Source organism: Desulfomicrobium norvegicum (assembly GCF_900114595.1).
GTDB lineage: Bacteria > Desulfobacterota > Desulfovibrionia > Desulfovibrionales > Desulfomicrobiaceae > Desulfomicrobium > Desulfomicrobium macestii.
Genome location: NZ_FOTO01000002.1, coordinates 380,889 through 405,561 on the forward strand (window position 1 = coordinate 380,889; position 24,673 = coordinate 405,561).

The 24,673-nt window shown below is 58.8% G+C and carries 25 protein-coding genes; 17 read left to right on the forward strand and 8 right to left on the reverse strand.

From position 1 onward, the window contains the following. Window positions 1-12 precede the first annotated feature (12 nt). From BMZ24_RS05700 to smpB, 14 genes are all read left to right on the forward strand, one after another. Entirely contained in the window at window positions 13-1,206 is a 1,194-nt protein-coding gene (locus BMZ24_RS05700; RefSeq protein WP_092190170.1) for a pyridoxal phosphate-dependent aminotransferase, read from the forward strand. 118 nt (window positions 1,207-1,324) lie between these two features. Beyond that, window positions 1,325-2,812 carry a signal recognition particle protein gene (ffh, locus tag BMZ24_RS05705; protein WP_092190172.1) on the forward strand — a complete coding sequence of 496 codons (1,488 nt, stop codon included), beginning with the start codon at window positions 1,325-1,327 and terminating at the stop codon, window positions 2,810-2,812. A gap of 74 nt (window positions 2,813-2,886) precedes the next feature. Next, on the forward strand, window positions 2,887-3,132 hold the full coding sequence (rpsP, locus tag BMZ24_RS05710; RefSeq protein ID WP_015775464.1) for a 30S ribosomal protein S16: 246 nt from the start codon (window positions 2,887-2,889) through the stop codon (window positions 3,130-3,132). Between the two features lie 61 nt (window positions 3,133-3,193). Further along, a complete protein-coding gene (locus BMZ24_RS05715) occupies window positions 3,194-3,427 on the forward strand; it encodes a KH domain-containing protein (RefSeq protein WP_015775465.1) in 234 nt (77 codons plus the stop codon). Window position 3,428: 1 nt separating this feature from the next. Further along, the gene (gene rimM / locus BMZ24_RS05720; RefSeq protein WP_161949051.1) at window positions 3,429-3,977 is read left to right on the forward strand and encodes a ribosome maturation factor RimM; all 549 of its coding nucleotides are present in this window, start codon (window positions 3,429-3,431) and stop codon (window positions 3,975-3,977) included. Between the two features lie 200 nt (window positions 3,978-4,177). Next, a complete protein-coding gene (gene trmD, locus BMZ24_RS05725; RefSeq protein WP_092190176.1) occupies window positions 4,178-5,452 on the forward strand; it encodes a tRNA (guanosine(37)-N1)-methyltransferase TrmD in 1,275 nt (424 codons plus the stop codon). Window positions 5,453-5,500: 48 nt separating this feature from the next. Beyond that, window positions 5,501-5,848, forward strand: coding sequence for a 50S ribosomal protein L19 (gene rplS, locus BMZ24_RS05730; RefSeq protein ID WP_015775468.1), 348 nt, complete (start codon window positions 5,501-5,503; stop codon window positions 5,846-5,848). A 7-nt stretch (window positions 5,849-5,855) separates the two neighbouring features. Further along, a complete protein-coding gene (locus tag BMZ24_RS05735; protein ID WP_092190178.1) occupies window positions 5,856-6,479 on the forward strand; it encodes a ribonuclease HII in 624 nt (207 codons plus the stop codon). Next, on the forward strand, window positions 6,461-6,865 hold the full coding sequence (locus BMZ24_RS05740; protein WP_092190180.1) for a YraN family protein: 405 nt from the start codon (window positions 6,461-6,463) through the stop codon (window positions 6,863-6,865). The genes BMZ24_RS05735 and BMZ24_RS05740 overlap by 19 nt, the downstream gene beginning before the upstream one ends. Next, on the forward strand, window positions 6,816-7,646 hold the full coding sequence (gene rsmI, locus BMZ24_RS05745; protein ID WP_092190182.1) for a 16S rRNA (cytidine(1402)-2'-O)-methyltransferase: 831 nt from the start codon (window positions 6,816-6,818) through the stop codon (window positions 7,644-7,646). The genes BMZ24_RS05740 and rsmI overlap by 50 nt, the downstream gene beginning before the upstream one ends. Before the next feature lie 2 nt (window positions 7,647-7,648). Next, the gene (locus BMZ24_RS05750; protein ID WP_244150290.1) at window positions 7,649-8,395 is read left to right on the forward strand and encodes a PTS system mannose/fructose/sorbose family transporter subunit IID; all 747 of its coding nucleotides are present in this window, start codon (window positions 7,649-7,651) and stop codon (window positions 8,393-8,395) included. Between the two features lie 10 nt (window positions 8,396-8,405). Further along, window positions 8,406-8,684: an HPr family phosphocarrier protein gene (locus tag BMZ24_RS05755; protein ID WP_092190184.1), complete on the forward strand. Its 279-nt coding sequence runs from the start codon at window positions 8,406-8,408 to the stop codon at window positions 8,682-8,684. Continuing rightward, window positions 8,684-10,450, forward strand: coding sequence for a phosphoenolpyruvate--protein phosphotransferase (ptsP, locus tag BMZ24_RS05760; RefSeq protein WP_092190186.1), 1,767 nt, complete (start codon window positions 8,684-8,686; stop codon window positions 10,448-10,450). Before BMZ24_RS05755 ends, ptsP begins: the two co-directional genes overlap by 1 nt. Before the next feature lie 23 nt (window positions 10,451-10,473). Continuing rightward, window positions 10,474-10,938 (forward strand): SsrA-binding protein SmpB, encoded by a 465-nt coding sequence (gene smpB / locus BMZ24_RS05765; RefSeq protein WP_092190188.1) that lies wholly within the window; start codon window positions 10,474-10,476, stop codon window positions 10,936-10,938. A 31-nt stretch (window positions 10,939-10,969) separates the two neighbouring features. Here the strand turns inward: smpB and BMZ24_RS05770 are convergent, their stop codons facing one another. Next, window positions 10,970-11,551 carry a cysteine hydrolase family protein gene (locus BMZ24_RS05770; protein WP_092190190.1) on the reverse strand — a complete coding sequence of 194 codons (582 nt, stop codon included), beginning with the start codon at window positions 11,549-11,551 and terminating at the stop codon, window positions 10,970-10,972. A 139-nt stretch (window positions 11,552-11,690) separates the two neighbouring features. On the opposite strand from BMZ24_RS05770, the gene secA reads away from it, so the two are divergent. Next, window positions 11,691-14,207, forward strand: a complete 2,517-nt coding sequence (secA, locus tag BMZ24_RS05775; protein WP_092190192.1) for a preprotein translocase subunit SecA — start codon at window positions 11,691-11,693, stop codon at window positions 14,205-14,207. Between the two features lie 181 nt (window positions 14,208-14,388). Here the strand turns inward: secA and BMZ24_RS05780 are convergent, their stop codons facing one another. From BMZ24_RS05780 to BMZ24_RS05810, 7 genes are all read right to left on the reverse strand, one after another. After that, the gene (locus BMZ24_RS05780; RefSeq protein WP_192624350.1) at window positions 14,389-15,228 is read right to left on the reverse strand and encodes a glycine betaine ABC transporter substrate-binding protein; all 840 of its coding nucleotides are present in this window, start codon (window positions 15,226-15,228) and stop codon (window positions 14,389-14,391) included. 16 nt (window positions 15,229-15,244) lie between these two features. Beyond that, a complete protein-coding gene (locus BMZ24_RS05785) occupies window positions 15,245-16,081 on the reverse strand; it encodes an ABC transporter permease (protein ID WP_092190194.1) in 837 nt (278 codons plus the stop codon). Beyond that, window positions 16,078-17,271, reverse strand: coding sequence for a quaternary amine ABC transporter ATP-binding protein (locus tag BMZ24_RS05790; RefSeq protein ID WP_092190196.1), 1,194 nt, complete (start codon window positions 17,269-17,271; stop codon window positions 16,078-16,080). The genes BMZ24_RS05785 and BMZ24_RS05790 overlap by 4 nt, the downstream gene beginning before the upstream one ends. Window positions 17,272-17,408: 137 nt before the next feature. After that, entirely contained in the window at window positions 17,409-18,536 is a 1,128-nt protein-coding gene (locus BMZ24_RS05795) for a LuxR family transcriptional regulator (RefSeq protein WP_092190198.1), read from the reverse strand. A 219-nt stretch (window positions 18,537-18,755) separates the two neighbouring features. Continuing rightward, window positions 18,756-20,132 (reverse strand): sigma-54-dependent transcriptional regulator, encoded by a 1,377-nt coding sequence (locus BMZ24_RS05800; RefSeq protein WP_092190200.1) that lies wholly within the window; start codon window positions 20,130-20,132, stop codon window positions 18,756-18,758. Beyond that, a complete protein-coding gene (locus BMZ24_RS05805; RefSeq protein ID WP_092190202.1) occupies window positions 20,129-21,355 on the reverse strand; it encodes a two-component system sensor histidine kinase NtrB in 1,227 nt (408 codons plus the stop codon). The genes BMZ24_RS05800 and BMZ24_RS05805 overlap by 4 nt, the downstream gene beginning before the upstream one ends. After that, window positions 21,355-22,497: an iron-containing alcohol dehydrogenase gene (locus BMZ24_RS05810; protein WP_092190204.1), complete on the reverse strand. Its 1,143-nt coding sequence runs from the start codon at window positions 22,495-22,497 to the stop codon at window positions 21,355-21,357. Before BMZ24_RS05810 ends, BMZ24_RS05805 begins: the two co-directional genes overlap by 1 nt. Before the next feature lie 498 nt (window positions 22,498-22,995). On the opposite strand from BMZ24_RS05810, the gene BMZ24_RS05815 reads away from it, so the two are divergent. Then, window positions 22,996-24,177 carry an iron-containing alcohol dehydrogenase gene (locus tag BMZ24_RS05815; RefSeq protein WP_092190206.1) on the forward strand — a complete coding sequence of 394 codons (1,182 nt, stop codon included), beginning with the start codon at window positions 22,996-22,998 and terminating at the stop codon, window positions 24,175-24,177. Between the two features lie 58 nt (window positions 24,178-24,235). Further along, entirely contained in the window at window positions 24,236-24,388 is a 153-nt protein-coding gene (locus BMZ24_RS19650) for a hypothetical protein (RefSeq protein WP_153304603.1), read from the forward strand. Window positions 24,389-24,673: the final 285 nt, after the last annotated feature.

A 24,673-nucleotide genomic window follows, 5' to 3' on the forward strand; every position in this document is an offset into this window, starting at 1 on the left:
AAGGGAGAGCATATGATTCTTTGTTCGCAGATCGAGGGCTATCTGGCCAAGTCGTCGTGGATCCGGCGCATGTTCGAAACCGGCATCGAGCTCAAGAAGAAATACGGGGCTGAGAATGTCTATGATTTCAGCCTGGGCAATCCGGACCTGGCTCCCCCGGCGGCGGTGGCCGAGGGGCTGCGCGAATTGGCCGAGGACGCCGGGAAGCCTTTTGCCTTCGGCTACATGCCCAACGCCGGCTATCCGCAGGTGCGCGAGCGCCTGGCCGAGGTGGTTTCCGTCGAGCAGGGTGTGGCCGTTTCGGCCGAGGATCTGGTTGTCACCTGCGGCGCGGCGGGCGGGATCAACGCGTTGTTCAGGGCCGTGCTCGAACCCGGAGACGAGGTACTTTGTCCTGCGCCGTATTTTGTGGAGTACGGATTCTATGCCGAGAATCATCGCGGGGTTTTGAAAGCCGTCCCGTCCAAGCCGTTGACCTTCGAGCTGGATCTGAAGGCCCTGGCCTCGGCCATCTCCGACCGTACCCGCTGCGTGCTGATCAACTCACCCAACAACCCGACTGGCCGGATCTATTCTCTTGAAGAGCTTTCCCAGTTGGCCGACATCCTGCGGCAGGCTTCGGCCCGGACCGGGCGGCCCATCCTGCTCATTTCCGACGAACCCTACCGTTTTCTGGCCTATGACGGAACTGAAGTGCCCGCGATTTTCCCGATCTACGAGCACAGCGTCGTGATCAGTTCCTTCTCCAAGAATCTGGCCCTGGCCGGGGAGCGGGTAGGGTACGTGGCCGTGAATCCGGCCATGCCCGAAGGCGCGCATCTGGTGGCGGGAGTGATTCTGGCCAATCGTATCCTCGGTTTCGTCAACGCGCCGGCTGTGGGGCAGAAGCTTCTGGCCAAGGCCTTGGGGCACGAGGTGGATGCCTCGGTCTATGCCCGCCGTCGTGACGCCATGGCCGAGGTGCTGCGTGAGGCCGGCATTGAATTTTCCATGCCGCAGGGCGCGTTCTATTTCTTCCCGCGCATTCCCAAGGGCGGGGATGATGCGGCCTTTGTCAATGAACTCATGCAGGAGCAGATTCTGGCCGTGCCTGGTTCGGGCTTCGGCTATCCGGGCTTTTTCCGCCTGGCTTTCTGTGTGGACGAGTCCACCATCCGGGGCGCGGCTCCCGGCTTTGCGCGTGCCGTGGCCAAGGCCTTGGGCTGATTTCGTGGCGGCGCGCGGGATGCCGCGCGCCGCGACACCATGGTTTGCTTCTGCTTGACGAGTGGATCGAACTTGTCTATGCATCCCTTCTTCTTTTCCCCAGCACAGGTGCCCTTGAATGTTCGATAGCTTGTCCGACCGACTTGAATCGGTCTTTAAAAAACTGCGCGGCCACGGCCGCCTCGATGAAAGCAACATCCAGGATGGCTTGCGCGAAGTGCGTCTGGCCCTCCTGGAAGCCGACGTCAATTTCAAGGTCGTCAAGGACTTTGTCGAAAAGGTAAAGGTTCGGGCGCTCGGGCAGGATGTCCTCGGCAGCCTGACACCCGGCCAGCAGGTCATCAAGATCGTCCACGAAGAGCTGATCAAGCTCCTGGGCGGCGAGAACTGCGCCCTGAACCTCTCGGGTAAGCCGCCCTACGTGATCATGATGTCCGGCCTGCAGGGTTCGGGCAAGACCACGTCGGCGGCCAAGCTGGCCCTGTTCCTGCGCCGCCAGAAATACGCTCCGTACCTGGTCCCCGCCGACGTCTATCGTCCGGCGGCCATCGATCAGCTGACGAAACTTGGAGCCGAGCTGGGAGTGCCGGTCTATCCTTCCACCGTGGACATGAATCCGGTGGACATCTGCGTTGACGCCATGCGTGACGCCGAGCTCAAGGGCTGCTCCGTGATCCTCATCGATACGGCGGGCCGCCTGCATATTGATGAATTGCTCATGCAGGAGCTGGTCGGCATCAAGGAAAAGTGCCGTCCGCAGGAAATTTTGTTCGTGGCCGACGCCATGACCGGCCAGGACGCGGTCACCGTTGCCGAGAAATTCAACGAGGTTCTGGACATCACCGGCGTTGTGCTGACCAAGATGGACGGTGATGCCCGCGGCGGCGCGGCGTTGTCCATCAAGTCCATCACGGGCAAGCCGCTCAAGTTTGTCGGCATGGGCGAGCGTCTCAGCGAACTTGAAGTTTTTCATCCGGACCGCATTGCGTCCCGGATTCTCGGCATGGGCGATGTACTGACGCTGATCGAAAAGGCGCAGTCGACCATCGACTCCAAGGAAGCCGAGGCCCTTGAAAGAAAATTCAAGAAGGCCGAATTCGATCTTGAAGATTTTCGTACGCAGATGCGTCGCATCAAGAAGCTCGGTTCTCTCGAAGGCATCATGAAGCTCATCCCGGGCATGGGACAGATCCGCAAGCAGTTGCAGGATGTCCAAATGCCCGAGAAGGAACTCGGCAAGGTCGAGGCCATGATCAGTTCCATGACCATGGCCGAACGCCACGAGCCCAAGATCATCAACCCCAGCCGCAAGCAGCGAATCGCCAAGGGCAGCGGGGTCACGGTGACCGAGGTCAACCAGCTTCTCAAGAATTTTGAGCAGATGCAGAAGATGATGAAGAAGATGGCGGGCGGCAAGATGCCGTCCATGCCACAGGGCGGACGCATGCCCGGGATGCCCGGAATGCCAGGAATGGGAGCGATGCCGGGCGGCATGCCCGGGATGCCCGGCGGGTTGCCTTCCGGAGGCGGCGGACGAACCGCTGCGGAAGCGGCCAAGCTCAAGGAAAAGCGCAAGAAGGCCAAAAAGCAGCGCAGAAAAAAATAGTCGGGCGCCCCTTGTTTCGGTTACGACCGAACTTAAGCGTTCGCGCAATACACTTACGTTCAGGGAGAACAACAATGGCTTTGAAACTCAGACTGACCCGCATGGGCTCCAAGAAGAAACCGTTTTACCGCATCGTGGCCGTGGATTCCGCTTCCCGCCGTGACGGCCGGGCCCTTGATTATGTGGGCTATTACAACCCCATGACCGAGCCTGCCGAGATCAAGTTCGATCAGGACAAGGTCAAAAGCTGGATCGAACTGGGTGCGCAGCCCACAGATACGGTTCGCTCCTTGCTAAAGAAGTCTGGATTCAGTAAATAGTACCTCCAAGGCTCGTCGCCCGGCTCATCGTGCGATCCACAGATCTTCAGCGGAGGTGCTCATGCTCAAGGATTTGATCGAATTCATAGCCAAGTCTTTGGTGGATAATCCGGACAGTGTCTCGGTGACTGAAATCGAGGGAGAGCAGACCTCCGTCATTGAGCTGAAGGTGGCCAAGGAAGATCTGGGCAAGGTCATCGGCAAGCAGGGGCGCACGGCCAGGGCCATGCGGACCATCTTGGGCGCGGCTTCAACCAAAATCAGGAAACGTTCAGTCCTGGAAATTCTGGAGTAACGTGTCCGAAGAGAAATTGGACCCGGTCAAGCTCGTGGAACTGGGTCGGGTTCAGAAACCACATGGCCTCAGGGGGGAGCTCTGCATCGAACCATATGCAGACTCCCCTTTCATCTTTGAGGGCTTGACCCGCATCTACCTGCGGCTTCCGGGCAAAAAACCGAGGCCTTGCGTTCTTGAAGGATGGCGTGCGCATCAGGGTCGCGCCCTCATCACCGTTGACCGCTCCCAGGGGCGGGATCAGGCGGAGGCGTGGCGTGGTGCCGACGTGCTGGCGCGGGAACGCGATCTGCCGCCGCTGGACGAGGACGAGTATCGCCCCGAGGACTTGATCGGCCTGCCGGTCATGCATGTCAACGGCTCCCGCATCGGCCTCTTGGAAGACATCCGCGACGTGGCCGGTCAGGTGCTGTGGTTCATTCACGACGAGGACGGCAACGAGATCATGCTTCCGGCCGTGGACGAGTTCATTCTCGATATCGACCTTGATGCCGGAGTCATCCTGGTCGATCCCCCGGACGGCCTGCTCGAATTGTATCAACAGCCGTAAGCGTGATTGGCCAGAGGTAATGGCGCGCAGGATTGTCGATATGCACTGTCGTCATCCCCGCGAAGGCGGGGATCAATCCCCTAATTTTAACTGATCGGAATAAGATGGATTCCCGCCTTCGCGGGAATGACCAGGGGCGGTGCCGAGCGACTTTTGCAGTTTCCCTCCCTAGTGCTCCGGCCATTAAAGTGGAAGCAGGAATGCGATTTTCCGTCATCAGCATTTTTCCCGAATTTTTCGATTCCCCCCTTTCCTGCGGACTCCTGTCCAAGGCCAGGGAAAAGGGGCTGATCGAGTTTTCGTTCATCAATCCGCGCGACCATTCCACGGACAAGCATCACAATGTGGATGACCGTCCCTACGGGGGCGGGCCGGGCATGGTCATGGCCGTGGATCCGATCCGCCGCGCGCTTGGGGCCCTTGGGCCAAAGGCGAGGGTGCTCATGCTCAGTCCCAAGGGGCGTCCCCTGACCCAGGCCTTGGCTCGGGAACTGGCCGGGGAGGAAGAGATCGCGCTGTTGTGCGGCCGCTATGAAGGAATCGACGCCAGGCTGGAAGAGCTTTGCGCCATCGAGCCCATCTGCGTGGGCGACTTTGTCCTGAATGGCGGAGAGGTTGGCGCCCTGTGTTTGATCGAGGCCGTTGGCCGACTCATCCCGGATTTCATGGGCAAGGACGAAAGCGCCGACGAGGAAAGCTTCAGTTCCGGCCTGCTTGAATATCCCCATTACACCAGGCCGGAGGAGTACGAGGGCCTGAAAGTGCCGGCGGTTCTGTCTTCGGGCCATCACGGACGCATCATGGCCTGGCGGCGGGAAAAGAGCCTGGAGACGACCCTGGCCTCGCGTCCGGACATTCTTGCCCAGGCGGCGCTGACGGATGATGACATCAAGTATTTGAAAGGGCTTGAGCGGACACGGCCGGGGCGAAATCTTTTTGTGGCGCTGGTCCATTACCCGGTTGAAAATAAATCGGGTCAGACCATCACTACGTCTTTGACAAACCTTGACCTCCACGATATTGCACGCGTTTCGTGTACCTATGGGCTTGGCGGATATTTTGTCTGCACCCCGGTCGCGGACCAGCAGGATCTCGCCCGCACCCTCATAGGCCATTGGCGCGAGGGTTACGGGCTCAAGGCAAATCCGGATCGGGGCACCGCCCTGGGCCGGGTCCGGGTGGTCGGCCTGTTGGACGAGGCCATCGCGGAAATCACGGATTGCACGGGCGTGCGTCCCAAGGTCGTGGCTACCAGCGCCAAGGCTGGAAACATGACCTGCGCCCAGGTGTCACAGATGCTTCAGAAGGAGCCGGTTCTTCTGGTTCTGGGCACCGGACACGGTTTGCATCGCGACGTTCTGGCAGGGGCCGACGGCATGTTGCGGGCCATACGTTTTATGGATAGGTACAACCACCTTTCCGTCCGTTCCGCGGCTTCCATCATGGTGGACCGCCTGCTGGGCGATATCGGATAAGACGCACACGTTGCGGCCCACAGGCCGCTTCAGATAAAGGAGAAAATCATGAACATCATCCAGAAGATTGAAAACGAGCACCTGCGTGCCGACCATCCCCGCTTCCGCGCCGGTGACACGGTCAAGGTGCATACCCGCATCATCGAAGGCGAGAAAGAACGCATCCAGGTTTTCCAGGGCGTGGTTCTGCGTTTGAAGAAGGGCACCACCGACAGCACGTTCATCGTGCGCAAGGTTTCCGATGGCGTCGGCGTGGAGCGCATCTTCCCCCTGCATGCCCCGACCATCGACCGCATCGAAGTTATTTCCGAAGGCGTGGTTCGTCAGAGCCGCATCTACTACCTGCGTAGCCTCAGAGGCAAAGCTGCCCGCATCAAGACCAAGAACGCCTGGTAGGATCAATTTGCTCAGCCCCAAAGGCTGCACTCAGTTCGCGGATCAGATTCAGGCCGGCATCGACGAGGCCGGACGCGGCTGTCTTGCCGGTCCGGTGGTGGCGGGGGCAGTCATATTGCCTCCGGATTTCGACCTTCCGGGCCTGACCGATTCCAAAAAGCTCTCCTCGCGACGGCGCGCGGTGCTTGCACAAGCCATCAAGGCCCAGGCAGTGTCCTGGGCCTTAGGTTTTTCCTGGCCCGGCGAAATCGACCGCATCAATATCCTGCAGGCCACCCTGGCCGCCATGGCTCGTGCCCTGGACGCCTTAACGGTCTGTCCAGGCCTGGTTCTGGTGGACGGCAACCAGCGTTTCCCATCTTCCCTGCCCCAAATGACCGTGGTCGGCGGCGATGCTCTCCATCCCTGCATTTCAGCGGCCTCCATCCTGGCCAAGACCTTTCGGGACGATCTTTTGCTGTGCATGGACCAGCGCTATCCGGGCTACGGGTTCGCGGTGCACAAGGGATACGGCACCAAGGCGCACCTCGATGCGCTGCGCAGTCTCGGCCCGAGCCCGGCGCACAGGATCAGTTTTCGCGGCGTGGGGCCGGTGCCTCGGGAGGCGCAGCTGTGGCTGCCCGGCATCTGATCACGGGCAAGGCCGGCGAAGAGCTGGCTGCCGCTTTTTTGGCGGAAAAAGGGCTCAGGATTGTCGAACGAAATTTCAGCTGCACGAGCGGCGAGATCGATCTGATTTGCGAGGATGCAGGGACGATCGTCTTTGTCGAGGTTAAGACCCGTTCCGGTGATGTGCGCGGCGAGCCCGGCGAAGCCATCGGGCCGGCCAAGAAGAAGCGCCTGATCAAGACGGGAACGTTATATCTGAGCCGGCATCGGGCCTGGAGCAGGCCATGCCGCTTCGATTTGGTCAGCATACTTTTTCTGCTCGGGGAAACGGTCGTCGAACACTGGGAGGATATCATTGATGTACGGGACGGTCTGGATCGTGGCCACGCCCCTTGGCAACCTTGGTGATTTTTCTCCCCGGGCGCGGCAAACCCTGGAAGAGGCTGACGTCATTCTGGCCGAGGACACCCGGCGGGCCGGTCATCTGCTGCAGCTGGCCGGTATTGCGGGCAAGCGCTTTTTGAGCCTGCACGAACACAACGAGGGCTCCCGCATTGCCGAGGTGCTGGCGTTTCTGGAGCAGGGGCTCGATGTCGCGGTGGTTTCCGATGCAGGAACTCCGCTCATCGCCGACCCCGGCTACCGTCTGGTCGCGGCCTGCCGTCAGCATGGGATCCGCGTCGTGCCGGTGCCCGGTCCCTGCGCGCCCATCGCGGCGCTCATGGCCAGCGGTCTTCCGCCGTATCCATTTGTTTTTCTTGGTTTTTTTCCGCGCAAGGGCGGAGACGCGCGCGCTTTGCTTCGGCCCTATGCACAGCTCGGGGCTACTCTGGTTTTCTTTGAACGCAAGAATCGGGTGCTCCCGACCCTTGCGCTTGCCTTCGAGGTGCTTGGAGAGAGGGAATTTTGTCTGGCCCGGGAATTGACCAAGAAACATGAGCAGTTTATCAATGGCAGGCTTGGTCAACTCCAGGAATTCACTGAGGAGCTACTGGGCGAGGTGACCGTGATCATAGGTCCCCCTGAAGAGATTGCCGCCACGTCCAGGGCCGAGGTTCTGGAGCGGGTCCAGGGCCTGATGCTTGAGGGCATGCACGCCAAGGACGCGGCCCGGACCCTGCGGGATCAAACCCGGGGCTGGTCGGTCAAGCAGATATACGAACTGATCCTGGAACACGACGCGGAGTAAGGGTGGATACGCGGATCCTGCTGCAGATTTTTCTGCGAACATATATGGTTGGCGCCACATTCAACACCAAGGGGATGCAGAATGTCGGGCTGGCCTATATCATGGAGCCGGGGCTGCGTGCGCTTTACGCTTCTGAACCGCAAGCCTTGAAGCGTGCGCGGGGCCGCTATCTGAAGCATTACAACACCCACCCCTTCTGGACGCCCCTTTTGGTCGGAATTTTTTTGTCCATGGAGAAGAAGATAGCTCTTGGAATGCTTCCTGCGGACATCCTTCCCAAATTGCGTTCGACCACGGTTTATACCCTGTCGGCACTGGGGGATTCTTTCTTCGGCGGCAGTTTTCTGGTTTTGTGGTCCCTGGTCGGCGTCAATCTGGCGGCCGCTGGATACACGTGGACGCTTGCGGTTTGGATTTGTCTGTGCTTCTGCGGGTTGCAGCTTTTCAAGATGTACACCTTCGGACGCGGCTATGCTCAGGGGCTTTCTTTTCTGCAACGGCTAAGGTCCTGGAATCTCATTGACTGGGGGCAGCGACTCAAGCTCATGAACAGCGTTCTGGTGGCCCTTTTTCTGTTGCAGGCAGCTCCTGCGGGCGGACTGTGGCCCCTGGTCTGGGCCGCCTGTGCCGGACTTTTGGCCCTGGCCGGCTTCATGCGTGAGTGGGATCGCTCCCTGATTTTGGCGGCGTTGGTTCTGGGCGGCCTGATGGCACCCTGGGAAAAGATTTTTGCTTTTGTATCCATGTAGGTGATTTGAAATGGATGAAGTGCAGGAAAAGATTATCCGGGTCGGGAACAGCCTCGGGCTTCATGCCCGGCCCGCGGGAAAGATTTCTCAGGAAGCCCAGCGTTATGTGGCTTCAATCACTGTGCACTCCTGCGACATGGAGGCCGATGCCAAATCCATCCTTGACCTGCTTACCCTTGCCGCACCGCAAGGGACTGAGCTGACCTTGCGTGCCCACGGCCCAGATGCCGCCGATGCCCTTTTAAGCCTTTCGAAACTTTTTGAAGACATGTTCGGAGAGGATCGCTGATGGCTTCCCGCACGCTCTTCGGTATCCCCGTTTCGGCCGGCATTGCCATTGGCCGCGCGTATTACCTGAACAAAAGCCATTTCTCCGGCACGGTCCGCCAGACCGTGTCCGATGCGGATGTGCCTTTTGAAATCGAGAGGCTGAACCGGGCCTTTGATGACGCGTTGCACGATCTGGAAAGGATTTTGACCCTGGTGCCGGAGGATCTGAAGGAACATTCGGCCATCATCGAATCGCACCTCATGATGCTGCGCGATCAGAAGTTTCGCAAACGGGCCCTGGATCACATCGCCCTCACCAAGATCAATGCGGAATGGTCGCTGGAGCGGGCCGTCGGGGATGTACAGGAGATCTTCGCCTCCATCGCCGACGAATACCTGCGGCAGCGCATGCAGGATGTGCGTCTGGTGGCCGAACGGGTGCTGGGCAAGCTGGTGGGGGGGGAGAGCGGGCATCAGGCCATCAAGCACCGCGCCATCCTGCTGGCCCATGATCTTTCCCCGGCCGATACCATCGAGCTGGATGTCAACAAGATCATGGCCTTTGCCACGGCTCAGGGCGGCAAGACCTCCCACGCAGGCATCCTCGCAAGGTCCCTGCAGATTCCGGCCGTGGTCGGCATGGAAGGGCTCGGAGATGACCTGGCCGAGGGCGGGATCATCATCCTGGACGGTTTCCATGGGCGCATCATCATCGATCCCGACGAAGACGAACTGGCCCGCTACACGGACCTGCAGGCTCAGTTCGAGGGCTATCAGGCCACGATCATGCGCTCCTGCCACCTTCCCGCCGAGACCATCGACGGCTACCGGGTGCAAGTCCTGGCCAACATCGAACTTTTCGAAGAGGTCGTCGCGGTCAACGACAACGGCGGGGAGGGCATCGGGTTGTTCCGCTCCGAGTACAGCTACCTGAACCGCGACGGAATGCCCACCGAAGACGAATTGACGGAAATCTACATGGACATGGCCTCACTGGTCGCGCCCAAGAAGCTGGTCATCCGCACCCTGGACGTGGGCGCGGACAAGCTCATGCGCATGCAGTCCTCGGCAGAGTCCAATCCTGCCCTGGGCCTGCGTGCCATCCGCTACTGCCTGAAGCACCGCGAGGTCTTCCGGACCCAGCTGCGGGCCATCCTGAAGGCCAGCGTGCTTGGCAACGTGTCCATCATGTTTCCCATGATTTCCGGCCTGCAGGAGCTGGTCGAGGTCAAGAAGTTCTACCGGGAGGTCCAGGAGGAGATGCACGCGGAAGGGATCTGCTTCCGCGAGGACATGCCCATGGGCATCATGATCGAGGTGCCGAGCGCCGTCATCACCGCCGATTTTCTGGCCCGCGAGGTGGACTTTTTCAGTATCGGCACTAATGACCTCATTCAGTATTCCCTGGGCATCGACCGCACCAACAAGGATGTGTCCTATCTGTACCAGCCCTTGCATCCGGCCATCGTGCGCTCCATCAAGTGGGTGGTGGACTCGGCCCACCGGGCGGGCATCGAGGTCTGCCTGTGCGGCGAGCTTGCGGCCGATCCCTTTTGCATCCCTGTACTCATGGGCATGCAGGTCGACTCCATCAGTCTCGGGCCCCAGTCCATTCCGGGCATCAAGCGCATCGTCCGGCAGGCCTCCATGGAGGAATGCAACGCCCTCCTGAAGCAGGTCATGGCCAGCCATTCGGTGGCCCGCAACAACAAGCTCGTCCGGGAAATGATCTTCCGCCGTTTTCCCGAGGAGCTCATGTTCTACTCCTCCCTGGTGGACGACTAGATTTCAACTTCAAGGATTTTTTCATGTGCGCCAAGCCTACAGGCATCAAGATCATCGCGGCCAACCGCAAGGCCCGTCATTTTTTCGAACTGCTCGATTTCATCGAGGCCGGCATCATGCTGACCGGCTCCGAGGTCAAATCCCTGCGTGAAGGAAAAGTAAACTTCATGGATGGCTATGTACGCATCACGGAAGGCGAAGCCTTTCTCTCGGGCGTGCATATCTCCACTTACGCCAACGCCGGATACGCCCAGCATGTCCCGGATCGGGAGCGCAAGCTGCTCATGCATCGCCACGAGATTCACTCGCTCAAATCGAAGATGGAACAGAAGGGACTGACCCTGGTGCCGACCAAGCTCTATTTCAAGGACGGCAAGATCAAGATCGAACTGGCCCTGGCCAAGGGCAAGAAGGTCTACGATCGGCGCGAGGACTTGAAACAGAAAGCCGTGAACCGGGACACCGAGCGGGAGATGAACCGGGCCTGAGAGGCGGCGGTGGTCTTCCCCCGGCACGGCATCAGGCCGGCGTGTTGATACCGTGCAGATATTCCTCCACGCTCACGCAGGCCATGCCCGCGTCCCGGATGTCCTGGATGTTGGCCAGGTGGATCTGTTGCGTGCGCGAGGAAGAGGCGTCGGTCAGCAGGGTCATGTGGTAGCCCAGGCTCAAGCCGTCAAACAGGGTTGTGCGCAGGCAAAAAGGCAGCTGAGTGCCGGTCACGGTCAGGTGCGTGATTCCCTTGCGGCGCAGGATCAGGTCGAGCTCCGTGAACATGAACGCGCTGAAGCGTTTTTTGACGATGCGGTACTCGCCCTCGATGGGCTCAAGCCCTGGCGCTATGCGCACTCCCGGAGTGCCGGGAACCACCATGGGCCGGGTTTTCAAGGCTTCAAGGCGGGAAATTTCGACGTCGGAGCCATCGCTGCGGTATTCGCGCACGATGTGAAAGACCGGCAAGCCAAGGTCCCGAAATCGGGTCAGGACCTTGCGGATGACCGGAATGGTGGCATGGGCCCCGGCTACCTCGCAGGCCCCGCCGGGCACGGCGAAGTCGTGTTGCATGTCGATGATCAATAGGGCGCGGTTATGCTCGTTCATGGCTGCCTTCTTGCGGTTGTAATTGTAAAAAATCTGCCCTAGTGCGTGAGCTCGGGGCATGGGTCCGATTTCTAGCCGGAGCACCCGCCCCCCGGCAAGAGACTCTTTTATCCCCAAGACCAACGAGTCGGGAGTATTCATGATCGGTTACTTGACCAAGAAAATATTCGGTTCCAGAAACGACAGATTCCTGAAAACCTTGCAGCCCACGGTCGGCAAGATAAACGCCCTGGAAAAGGAAATGCAGGCTCTTGCCGATGCCGAGATTCCGAGCCGCTTTGCGGAGTACCGGGAAGCAGTGGCCGGTGGGCGCGAACTTGATTCCCTGCTGCCCGAGGTTTTCGCCCTGACTCGCGAGGCCAGCCGCCGGGTGCTTGGCATGCGCCATTTTGACGTGCAGCTCATGGGCGGCATGATTCTGCACCAGGGCAAGATCGCGGAGATGAAGACCGGCGAGGGCAAGACCCTGGTCGCGACCCTGCCAGTAGTTCTGAACGCCCTGTCTGGAAAGGGCGTGCACGTGGTCACGGTCAACGACTACCTGGCCAAGCGTGACGCGGCCTGGATGGGCCAGCTCTACACGTTCATGGGACTATCCGTCGGCGTCATCGTGCACGGCCTCTCCGACGCCGAGCGCCAGCAGGCCTACGGCGCGGATGTGACCTACGGCACCAACAACGAGTTCGGGTTCGACTACCTGCGCGACAACATGAAATTCTACAAGCATCAGCTTGTGCAGCGTCCGCTCAATTTCGCCATCGTCGACGAAGTGGACTCCATCCTCATCGACGAAGCCCGTACCCCGCTCATCATCTCGGGTCCGGGCGAAAAATCGACCTCGCTCTATGGCCGCGTCAACGCCATCATTCCCAAGCTGGACCGGGACGAGCATTTCACCATCGATGAAAAGGCGCGAACCGTCGTGCTCACCGACGAGGGCGTGGCCCATTGCGAAGAGATCCTGGGCGTGACCAACCTCTTCGATCCGGCCAACATCACCCTGCAGCACCATATTCTTCAGGCCTTGCGCGCCCATTATCTCTTCACCCTGGATGATCACTATATCGTCAAGGACGGACAGGTGGTCATCGTGGATGAGTTCACCGGCCGACTCATGCCCGGGCGGCGTTTCAGCGACGGCCTGCATCAGGCCCTCGAAGCCAAGGAGGGGGTCAAGGTCGAGGCCGAGAACCAGACCCTGGCCAGCATCACCTTTCAGAATTTCTTCCGCATGTACGAGAAGCTGGCCGGCATGACCGGTACGGCAGATACCGAAGCCGTGGAGTTCCAGCAGATTTACGGGCTGGAAGTCGTGGTCGCTCCACCGAACAAGCAGATGGTGCGCAAGGATTTTCCCGACGTGATCCTGAAGACGCAGGCCGAAAAGTTCGCGGCCATCGTGGAGGAGATCAAGGGCCTGCACGCCAAGGGGCAGCCGGTTCTGGTCGGCACCACATCCATCGAGAAGTCCGAGTACATCGCATCCCTGCTCAAGAAGAAAGGCGTTCCGCATGAAGTCCTGAACGCCAAGTACCACGAGAAGGAAGCCGAGATCGTGGCCATGGCCGGACAGAAAGGGCGGGTGACCATCGCCACCAACATGGCTGGTCGAGGCACGGACATCGTCCTTGGAGAAGGCGTGCGCGAGCTTGGCGGACTGCACATCCTGGGCTCCGAGCGCCACGAGAGCCGGCGCATCGACAACCAGCTGCGCGGCCGCGCCGGACGTCAGGGCGACCCCGGTTCCTCGCGCTTCTATCTGGCTCTGGACGACACGCTCATGCGTCTCTTCGGATCCGACCGCATCGCCGGAATCATGGACAAGCTGGGCCTGGAAGACGGTCAGACCATCGAGAATCCGCTCATTTCACGGTCCATTGAAAATGCCCAGAAGCGGGTCGAAGGACACAACTTCGAGATCCGCAAGCAGCTCATCGACTATGACAATGTCATGAACCAGCAGCGCGAGGTCATCTATTCCCTGCGCCGCGAGTTCATGATCGCCGACGACCTGCAGCCCACGGTGGAGGAGTTCATCGACGATCTGCTCTCCCAGGTCTACGAGCCCCTTGAAAACAAGAAGGGGCACTCCGAATCTCCCGAAGAAATCCGGGGCATGATCCGCTCCAAGCTGGACGAAGTCTTCGCCATGGAGCGCATGGCACCGGGTGGAAAATTCATCGAAAAGGACGATGCACGGACCGCGATCCTGTCCGTTTTGGAGGAACATCGCGCCGCCGCCCCTGATCAGTACCAGGAAATCCTGCGCTTCTTTCTGCTCGATGCCCTCGATCGCAACTGGAAAGACCATCTGCTGCAGATGGACTACCTCAAGGAAGGCATCGGCCTGCGCGGATACGCCCAGCGTGATCCCAAGCAGGAATACAAGCGCGAGGGCTTCGAGCTGTTCGAGGACCTCATCTTCCGCATTCGCGAGAACACCATGAAGGCGCTAACCCACCTGCGCATCGAGGCGGTCAAGCAGGAGGAGTTGAAGCACGAGGAACAGGAAGACGTGAAGTATGTCGGCGGCAACGAACCCGCCGACAAGAAGCCGGACACGGTGCGCCGGGTCGACCCCAAGGTCGGCCGCAACGACCCCTGCCCCTGCGGCAGTGGGCAGAAGTACAAGAAATGTTGCGGTAAGCTGGCCTGATCAGAAAACCCCGGTGCGAGCCGGGGTTTTTTGTTGGGGAGATGCCTCTGGCGGAAATTTATGTGTCCCATGGGACCTATAGGTCTTATAGGACTTGTCATCCGGGAAAGCAAAAAAAACGGCTCGGGTCGGGGATCATATCCCTGGCCCGAGCCGTTTAGCGTCGTGTTTCAGACTGCGGTTATTTGCCCATCCAGCGCTTCACGGTCTCCGGATATTCCTTCAGGAAACGCTGGGCGTTTTCCTCGGGGCTTCCGCCTTCCTGGTTCCAGGCCATGACCATCTGCAGCTGTGCCGGGGAATCCCACTTGAAGTTGGAGAAGAAGGCATGAACTTCAGGCATGTCCTTGTCCAGGCCCTTGCGCACGATGGCCTCGATCTGTTCTTCGCCGCCAAGGATGCCCTTGGGGTCTTCCAGGTACTTGAGTTCCCACTTGCCGAACATCCAGTGCGGGGACCAAGCGGTGACGACCACCCATTCCTTGTTCTTTATGGCATTGTCCAGGGCTGCGGTCATGGTTGCACCACTGCCTTCCATCAGTTCCAGCTTGTCCAGCTTGTAGTCGGCGATGACCTGTTCGGACAGCTTCATGAGGCCGGCGCCCGGGTCGATGCCGATGATCTTGCCGTTGAATTTGTCGGCGTTGGCGTTCAGCTCCTCAATGGAGTTGATGGTAACGTACGCAGGCACGGCCCAGCCAAGCTTGGCTCCGCCGGAGACCACGGACACTTTTTCGACCTTGTCTTTGACCTTTGCGTAATAGTCGGCATGGGTCACGGGCAACCAGGCGGTGACCATGGCGTCAACGTCGCCGGTTCCAAGGGCCTGCCACATGGCTGCTGCCGCGACCGCGAGGGTTTCGACTTCATAACCCATTTCTTCCAGCGCGGCCTTGGCAACCGTAGTGCTGGCCGTGGCGCAGTCCCATTCGACGTAAGCGATGCGAACCTTGCCCTTGGCGGCCATGGCAGGTTGAATCAAGAGCATCAGACACGCGATGGTAAGTAGAATTCTTTTCACAGGTAACTCCTTTGTTTTAGTTTTCTTTTCGGGTGCCAAGCTTCTGCAGCACCCGGTCCAGGATCATGGCCACGATGACAATGGCTATGCCCGCCTCGAATCCGCGCCCCATCTGCAGGCGCTGGATGGCTTTCCAAACCTCTCCGCCCAGACCCTTGGCGCCGATCATGGACGCGATGACGACCATGGACAGGGCCAGCATGACCGTCTGGTTGATGCCGGCCATGATGGTCGGCGCGGCCAGGGGCAGGTCCAGCTTGTACAGTCTCTGCATGCGCGTTGCGCCGAAAGCGGTGGAACATTCCACAAGCTCCGCGGGAATCTGTCGGATTCCGAGGCACGTGAAGCGGATCGCCGGAGGCATTGAAAAAATGACCGTGGAAAAAATGGCCGCTGTCTTGCCCAGCCCGAAAAAGGGGATGGCCGGGATCAGATAGACAAAGGCCGGCATGGTCTGCATCACGTCGAGGACGGGCATGACCACCTTGTATGTGCCTTTGCTGATGGCCGCGCAGATACCCAGCGGTACGCCGATGGCGATGGCGCAGAGCGTGGCGACCAGAACCAGGGCGATGGTGCTGACCGTCGCGGTCCAAAGTCCCATGTTCCAGATCAGCGCAAGGCCGAGAGCGCTGCCCAGGGTGAGTTTGCGCTCCTTGGTCAGGAACCATACGCAGGCTCCCACCAGCACGATGAAAACCGGGATGGGGATGAGCAGCAGGCCGCTTTCCATGGCCCCCAGCAGCGTCTCGACCACCTCGGCGCTGGCTTTGGTGATAAATGACAAGTGTTCGACCAGAAAGTCGATGCCAGTCTCGATGACTTCGCCTACCGGCAGTTTGTACTCGTTCATGCGGCACCTCCTCTTTCAGCCAGGGCCGCGACAAGTGTGCCGCGTACAATGACTCCCTTGAACTTGTTTGCTTCATCGACCACGGCCAGCGGGTAAGGCAGATCGGCCATTATGCTGAAGAGATCATGAGCTGCCGTGTCCGGAAAAACGGTCTTGATATCCGTGCAGATGGCTTCGGTCAGGCTTCCTTCGCCGCGTTGCGCCAGGATGGCCGCCGCGTCGGCGGAGACGATCCCTACCAGCCGGTGCGTGTGGTCCACGACGAAGAGATGGGCGATGTTGTGCTTACGCATCTTGCGCAGGGCCGCACGGGGGCCGTCTGTGCGCAGATAGGCCACGGCCTCGCTGTGCTTCATGACGGATTCGGCGGTCAGGACTTTGGTGATGTCCACGTCCTCGACGAATCGCGCTACGTATTCATCGGCCGGGTGGGTCAGGATTTCTTCCGGTGATCCAATCTGCACGATGGCGCCGTCCTTCATTAGAATGATGCGGTCGCCGAGCTTCAGGGCTTCGTCCAAGTCATGCGATATGAAGACGATGGTTTTCTGCATCCTTTCCTGCAGGCTGATCAGTTCGTCCTGCATGTCGCGACGGATGAGGGGATCGAGCGCACTGAAGGCTTCGTCCATGAGCAGGATGTCGGGACTCAGGGCCAGCGCCCTGGCAAGTCCGACTCGCTGCTGCATCCCGCCGGACAGCTGGCGCGGATATGATGCGCCCCATCCGTCAAGGCCGACCAGGGAGAGGGCTTCATCGGCCAGTTTCAGCCGTTGCTCCCTGTCCATGCCCTGGATTTCAAGACCGAGGGCGGCGTTTTCGAGCACAGTGCGGTGTGGAAAGAGGGCGAAATTTTGGAAGACCATGCCCATCTTGCGTTGTCGCAACTGCCGCAGTTCGTCCTCGCCCATGGTCAGGACATCGCGTCCGTCGATGAGAATCTTGCCTGCGGTAGGCGTGATCAGGCGGTTCAGACAGCGCACCAGCGTGGATTTTCCGCTGCCGGACAGGCCCATGACAACCACGATCTCCCCTTCATTCACTTCGAAATTGGCGTTGTTGACGCCTACGCCGTGCCGGGTGGAGGCCATGATGTCGTCCTTGCTTTTGCCTTGGGATAACATCTGCAGAGCTTTCTTCGGGTTGGGGCCGAAAATTTTATACAGACCTTCTACATATATTTTTGCCATTAAGTCTCCTTGGCTCAAGTTAACGAAGCGCGCTTTCTTGCGCGCCTTTTTGCAGCATTGGATAGACTAGGGGAAAAGCGCGAGAGATCAAGGGGAGGGAGCGGGGACGTATCGGGTATGGGCGAGTACCCGACAGATCAGAATGGAGGATGCTGTTGCACAAAGGCGGAAAGGGAAATCGGGCCGCCCTTGAGCCCGAGCTTGCGGCGGATGTTCTTGCGGTGTGTCTGCAGGGTTTCAAAGGAGATGCCGAGTTCCTCGGCGATGGCCCGGCCTTGCCAACTCTGCTGGATGAGACGGCAGATGTCCATTTCGCGGGGAGTGAGTCTGGCAAAGAGATTGGCCGATTCGGGGGTGGTTACGCCCATGTCCGCGATCTTTTCCTCCAGGGCGGATCTGTAGGCCTGGCGTACCAGAGGCGAGTCTTCCAGGGCGATCCGTTCCACCGTTGGCAGAACTTCTTCACGGACTTGCTGCACAAGTTCGTCCTTGAGCTCCTGGCGTTCTTCTTCCACATTGCGCAGAACCTGCTTCAGGGCCGTGTTCATGTCCGCGACCGCCAGTCGGCTCTGGGCCAGGTCGCGTTCAAGGGCGATGCGTCCGCGCAGGTCGCGCATCATGAATTGGAACAGCCGCACTTCGCCCACGCTCAGGCATCGAACGCCCAGCTTGACCGGTGTTTCCTGGCCGTCCGGCCTCAAGGTCGTGAGAGTGCCACGCCACGAGGCCCCGTTTTTCAGGGATCTGGCCGAGGCCAGGACTCGCGCTTCGTCCACGGCGCGCAGGATGCGTTTGAACGTGGCGCCGGCCAGTGGTTCTTCTCCTTCGGCGTACAGGGAGTGGGCTTTGCGGTTGGCGGCAAGGATGCGGAATTGTTCATCCGTGAGCAGGATCGCGTCACGTGCGTCGTTGAACACGGCGTTGAACACGGCATAATCCAGCGTGGCGGCCGAGGGTTCGGGATTGTCCGTGGCGAGGATGCCGAGCTGCGAGGAGATTCTTACGGTGGCGAGGAATCCTCCCTCGGGGGCAAGGCTTTTGGGCAGGGGCATGATCCGCAGGCTTATGGGCTGTCCCGATGGTCCGGTCAGAGTGTGTGTGGTGCCAGGGGAAAGGCGGGCCTTCAGAAGTTCTCCGTTCGGGCAGTCAATGCCCAAGGCGTTGCACAGGGATGTGCCGGGAGAAAGGTCCCATTCCTCGAATTCCCCTGCGTGCGCTTCGACGACGCGCCCTGTGGCGTCGCAAAAGAAAAATACCGTTGGCATTGGCGAATCCTGGAGTTTTTTGCCGTCGCACGGTCAGGCACGGGCCAGCCCGGACGCGGCGCAATTTACGATCCGCCCCAGGCTAGAGGATGACGGGAAAAAACACAACAGCCATAAGCGGTTATTGCGCACCATGATTTACCGGTGTTTCTCGGGGGCCCTGTCGGCGCCCCTGATTCGGTAATGCGTTTTTAGACCGTGTCAAAAAGATCCACCCCGCTATTTGCTCAGAAAATTGGCGTTCTGCAGGCCCACTTCGGTCAGCCTGTACTCTTCGAGCTTTCTGTAAAGGGTCTTGCGTCCGATACCCAGTACCTGGGCCGCGCGGGACTTGTTGCCCTGCACGGCATGCATGACCATGCTGATATGTGAACGTTCCAGCTCCTCAAGGGTTGAAAATCCTTTTTCACGCGGATTCTGGCAGCTCTTTTGGCAGAATGGCAGGGCCTGGACATTTATGATGTTGTTCTCGGCCAGGATCATGCCCCGCTCGATGATGTTCTTGAGTTCGCGCACATTGCCGGGCCAGGGATTGTCCATGAGCTGCTGCATGGCCCGGGGCGAGATCTTGTACTCCTGCCCATCCTTGGCCAGTGACATGAGAAAGTACTCGACCAGGGCCGGGATGTCCTCGCGCCGTTCACGCAGCGGCGGCAGCTCTATGTTGAAGACGTTGATGCGGTGGTAGAAGGCGTCATGAAAGCGTCCCATCTCGACTTCCTTGGCCAGGTCCTTGTTGGTGGCAAAGACGAAGCGTACATCCACGCAACGCTCCTCCTTGTCTCCCACACGCCTGAAATGCTGGGTTTCAAGCACGCGCAGGAGGGCGCCCTGCAACTCCAGGGTCAGTTCCCCGACTTCGTCGAAAAAGAGGGTGGCTTTGTGGGCCAGGGACAGGAGGCCGTCATGGCTGCGCTCCGCTCCGGTGAAGGCGCCCTTGCAGTATCCGAATAGTTCGCTTCTGAGCAATTCCTTGTCGAAGGTGCCGCAGTTTTTGATGATGAGCGGCTGTCCCGCGCGTTTGCTTTTGGCGTGCAGGGCGGCGGCGGCCACGTTCTTGCCCGTGCCGCTTTCCCCGGTCAGAAGGACCGGCACATCCGTGGGCGCGGCTTTTTCGATGAGATAGCGGACCTGCTGCACGGATTTGGAGTGCCCTATGAATTTGGGCATGGACTTGTGCTCTGAATTGTGGCGCAGGAGCTCATTTTCTCTCTGAAGGCGGACCCGCTGGTAGGCCTTCTCGATGACCTGCTCCATGCGATCCAGGGAGAAGGGCTTGGTGATGTAGTCGTAAGCCCCGTTCTTCATGGCCTCCACGGCGTTGTCCACGTCGGCGTAGCCGGTGATGAGGATGATGGCCACGTTGGGCACGGTCTCAAGCAGCTTGGTCATCAGTTCAAGGCCGTTGGCGTCGGGCAGGCGTATATCGAGAATGATGATGTCGTAATAATGTTTGTGCAGGTGCTCGAAAGCCTCCTTGGCGCTGCCCACGGTGTGGATGGTGCGGCCGGGCGAGGCCAGTTCGCGGGAGAAGAGCTTGCGTATATTGGACTCGTCATCCACGACGAGTATTTCAATGGAATTGAAGATGCTCATGTAGTCATTTCCTTGTTGTTTGCTGAAAATCCGGTCGGGAGCATGACCCGGAAGGCGGAACCCTTGCCGGGTTCGCTGCAGACGTGGATTTCCCCGCCGTGCATTTTAATGATGTTGTAGCAGATGGACAGGCCGATGCCGATGCTGTGCCCTTTGGTCTTGGTTGTGAAAAAGGGGATGAAAAGCTTGTCCAGGGTTTCGGGGGGGATGCCCTGTCCGGTATCCTCGACAATGAGCGCCGCGCGTTCCGCGTTGTCCATGCTGGTGCGGATGGTGATGGTTCCCTTGGCGTCGATGGCGTCCATGGCGTTCAGCACAAGGTTCAAAAGGACCTGCTTGAGTTCGCCCTGGGCGCCCCGGATGGTCACGGGTTCGGGGCACAGATCCTGATGCAGGGTTATGCCCGGATGCAACTTGATCTGGTGATGCAGAATCTTGAGGGACCCCGTGACCAGAGAGTTTAGGTCTATTGTATTGAATTTGCATGTTTTCTGGCTGCTGAACGAGAGCAGGTTGCCGACAATGTCCCGGCAGCGGTTGCATTCTTCGAGGATGGTGGTCGTATAGTCCGTGAAATCCTCCAGGATGCCCTGTTCCGTTTCCTTGTCCAGAAGGGTCCCAAGGTAGGGCAGGCGGCGTTTCAATGCCTCGGAGAAGCCGCTGATGGCCGCCAGGGGATTGTTGATCTCATGCGCCACGCCCGCCGCCAGAAGGCCGATGGTGGCCATTTTTTCGGCCTGATAGTATTTGGCCTGATATTCTTTTTCCATGGTCACGTCGCGTTTTGAGACCAGGACCGTGCGAACCTGGCTCTTGTCGTCGAACATGGGCGAGGCCACGACCTCGAAGTGCAGGCTGCGGTCCGGTCGGTGGTCGATATATGAGGCCCGGTCGGGCTTGCCGGTTTGCAGGGCCGTGCGCAGGGGGCAGATCTGGCAGGGCTCGGAGCCGCCCCGGAAAACCTGATAGCAGAAGAGCCCTTCTGGGTGGGGGATATCAAAATAGTCGTTGAACACCTTGTTCACGTAGACAATGCGGTAATCCGGCGAGACCACCGCCAAAAGATCCATGATTCCGTTCAGGATGTCCTGGATTTCCTGTTTTTTCCGTTCAAGCTCCGCATTATATGTCTCAAGCTCTCCCATTTTTTCCTGCACTTCGCGGAAAAAACCGAGCTTGGTATATTCCGGCCCGACGATGTCGCTGAGCGTGGTCTTACCCATCACCAGACCTCCTGGCAGATGCTCAGCAATTCCTCGGCCTTGGCCGGGCGAGGGTTGGTCAGCAGGCATGCGTCCTTGGTGGCCATTTCACAGATCTGGGGGAAGGCGGTCTCGTCATCCACAATTTCGCGAAAATGAACCGCGGTGCCGAGTTCCAGAAAAATCTCCTTGAGACGTTTGATGCCGCCCTCGGCTGTTTGCAGGGATGACGACAGGCGTTTGCCGAGGACAATTTCTCCGATGGTGGCCATCTTTGCCTCGCAGGCAGGCAGGTTGTAGCTCATGACCGCAGGGAGGAGCACCGGGTGGACCATTCCGTGCGTGGTATCGAAAAATCCGCCAAGAGAGTGGGCAATGGCATGGCAGGCCCCAAGACTGGCGTTACTGAAGCTCATTCCTGCGGCAACCGCCGCCATGGACAGGTTTTCCATGGCGAGGGGATCGCGGGTTTTGAGAGCTGGTTTCAAATTGTCCAGAATGAGGTGCATGGCTTTTACGGCCTGGGTCTCGGTCAGCGTGTGGGCGATGAGCGAGACGTAGGATTCCACGGCGTGGGACAGTGCGTCCACGGCTGAGGTCACGATGAGATCGTCGCCGGCGGTGGAGAGCATTTCCGGATCGATGATGGATACGTTGGGCGTCAGGGAGCGGCTGATGAGCGACATTTTCACCTTGCGCGCCACATCGGTGATGATGGCGAATTGGGAAATGTCCGAGCCGCTTCCGGCCGTGGACGGCAGGAAGATCATGGGCGGAAGCGGCCTGATGATCAGGTTCGCGCCTTCGTAGTCCTGGATTATCCCGCCGTTGCTGGCCACGGTGGCCACACCCTTGGCCATGTCCAGCGGGCTGCCTCCGCCAAGGCCGATGACCACGTCCGCGCCTTCGGCCTTGTACAGATCCGCACCCAGATGCACTTCATAGTCACGCGGATTGGAGCTCACGTTTGAGTAGTAAACCCACTTCAAGGCCGAGGCCTCAAGAACTTCGATGAGCTTGCCGACCCAGCCGCTGCGCTCGAGACCCGGATCGCTGACCACAAAGACTTTCTTGGCGCCGAGCTGCAAAGCGTACGATCCTGTATATTCCATGCTGCCATGTCCGAAAATTATTTCTGGCAGAGAGAATTTTCTTATATCCATGTCTTTTCCTCGCGACGGGTTTGTCTTTGAGTTCCGGGATTGGGCTCGACTGGTCTGTTTCATTTAGAGTGCAAGAACACGACCGCTTGTCCCGGCTTGTCCGGCATACGCCGTTTCTTTGATGAATATCTTCAAGACGTTGAAAATAATAAGAATAATATGGTCGATTTCGGCCATGCTACCCAACATTGAGAGGACTGGCAAAGGTGCTCTTTTGGGGCGGGGAGGCACAATGAGTCATTTTGACTCAACTTGTCTATAAGGGCCAGGATCAAAGTGATACAAAACGGGATGGGCTTTGAAAACATATTGCCGGTCGCCTTTCATTCAGGGGTAGAGTGAATTGGTTATGGTATTTTATTTCGGTATGTTACAGTGTAAAAGCAAGGATTTTTCACGTTTTCGAGCAGTCTGGCCTCATTCTTGCCTTATGGGGAATCACGAGAGTTAATTGAGTGGATTCTATTCGAGTCAAACAATCTTTAGCGAGGTGCAATCATGGCTGTTCAAGAAATGGTGTATGGATTTTTCATTCCCAGCGTTACTCTGATCGGTATTGGTGCTTCCAAGCAGATTCCTGAGAAAATCAAGGCTCTGGGCGGCAGCAAGCCCCTGGTAGTTACCGACAAGGGCATCACTGGCTGCGGTCTGACCAAGCAGATCACCGACCTGTTGGACGCCGCCGGAATGAAGTATGAAGTATACGACGAAACCATTCCGAACCCCACCGACAACAACGTTCACGCCGGTGTCGACGTGTACAAGAAAACCAAATGCGATTCCCTGATTTCCCTGGGCGGCGGCAGCTCGCATGACTGCGGCAAGGGTATCGGCCTTGTTGTCGCCAACGGCGGAAAGATTCATGACTTCGAAGGCGTGGACAAGTCCACCAAGCCCATGCCTCCATATCTGGCCGTGAACACCACCGCCGGCACCGCTTCTGAAATGACCCGTTTCTGTATCATCACCGATACTTCCCGCAAGGTTAAGATGGCCATCGTTGATTGGCGCGTCACCCCCGGTATCGCCATCGACGATCCGATGCTGATGGTCGGCATGCCCCCGGCGCTGACCGCAGCCACCGGCATGGACGCCCTGACCCACGCCGTGGAAGCCTATGTTTCCACCATCGCTACCCCCATGACCGACGCCTGCGCACAGAAGGCCATCGAACTGATCGCCAAGTACCTGCGCAAAGCCGTTGCCAACGGCAAGGACATCGAAGCCCGCGAAGGTATGTGTTTCGCACAGTATCTGGCCGGCATGGCTTTCAACAACGCCAGCCTTGGTCACGTTCACGCCATGGCTCACCAGTTGGGCGGCTTCTACGATCTGCCCCATGGTGAATGTAACGCCATCCTGCTGCCCCACGTTGAGCGCGCCAACCTGAACGCCAAGCTCGAGCGCTTTGTCGACATGGCCAAGTTCCTGGGCGAGAATGTTGAAGGCATGTCCCTGCGTGCTGGTGCGGAAAAGGCTCTTGACGCCATCAAGCAGCTGTCCACCGACGTCGGCATTCCTTCCGGCCTGATCGAGCTGGGCAAGCGTTATGGCAAGGACGTCAAGAAGGAAGACATCGCCATCATGACCGGCAACGCTCAGAAAGATGCTTGCGGTTTCACCAACCCCGTCTGCCTGAAAGACGCCGATGTAGCCCGCATTTACGAGGCTGCCCTGTAATTAATCATTGCGCGCCGGCCAACCGGCGCGCTTTTTTTTTCAGAAACCGGAGGTCCGCATGTGGTTTGACGATGCTTCGCTGCTTTCCCTGGAAGAGGTTGATTGGAAAGTCGGCCTTGAGCGCGATGAGGTCGGGGCCACGGTGCGCGATGAAGATTTTCTGGAAACGGCCAGATTCGACGAAACGTGGTGCGCGGGTTCGCGGCTTTGAAGCGTGAAGTGTGTGCAAGCCGGGTCACCCTGATCCGGACCCGAAGCGTGAGACTGCCGTAATTGTATGATGCCAGTAACTGGGGCAGGGTTGAGAGGTGGCATTCCTCCCAACCCTGCCCTTTTTTTTGCTTTATGTCTTGAGAGGCATGATTCTGTGCCTTTCACAAACTTCTTACCCGATTTGCTGATCAAGGAGTCTTCATGAAAATCCTACGCATCAATACCAGAACCAAAAGCTTCAAGTTTGAAGAACTCGGCGAGCTGGCCGGTCTTGGAGGTCGTG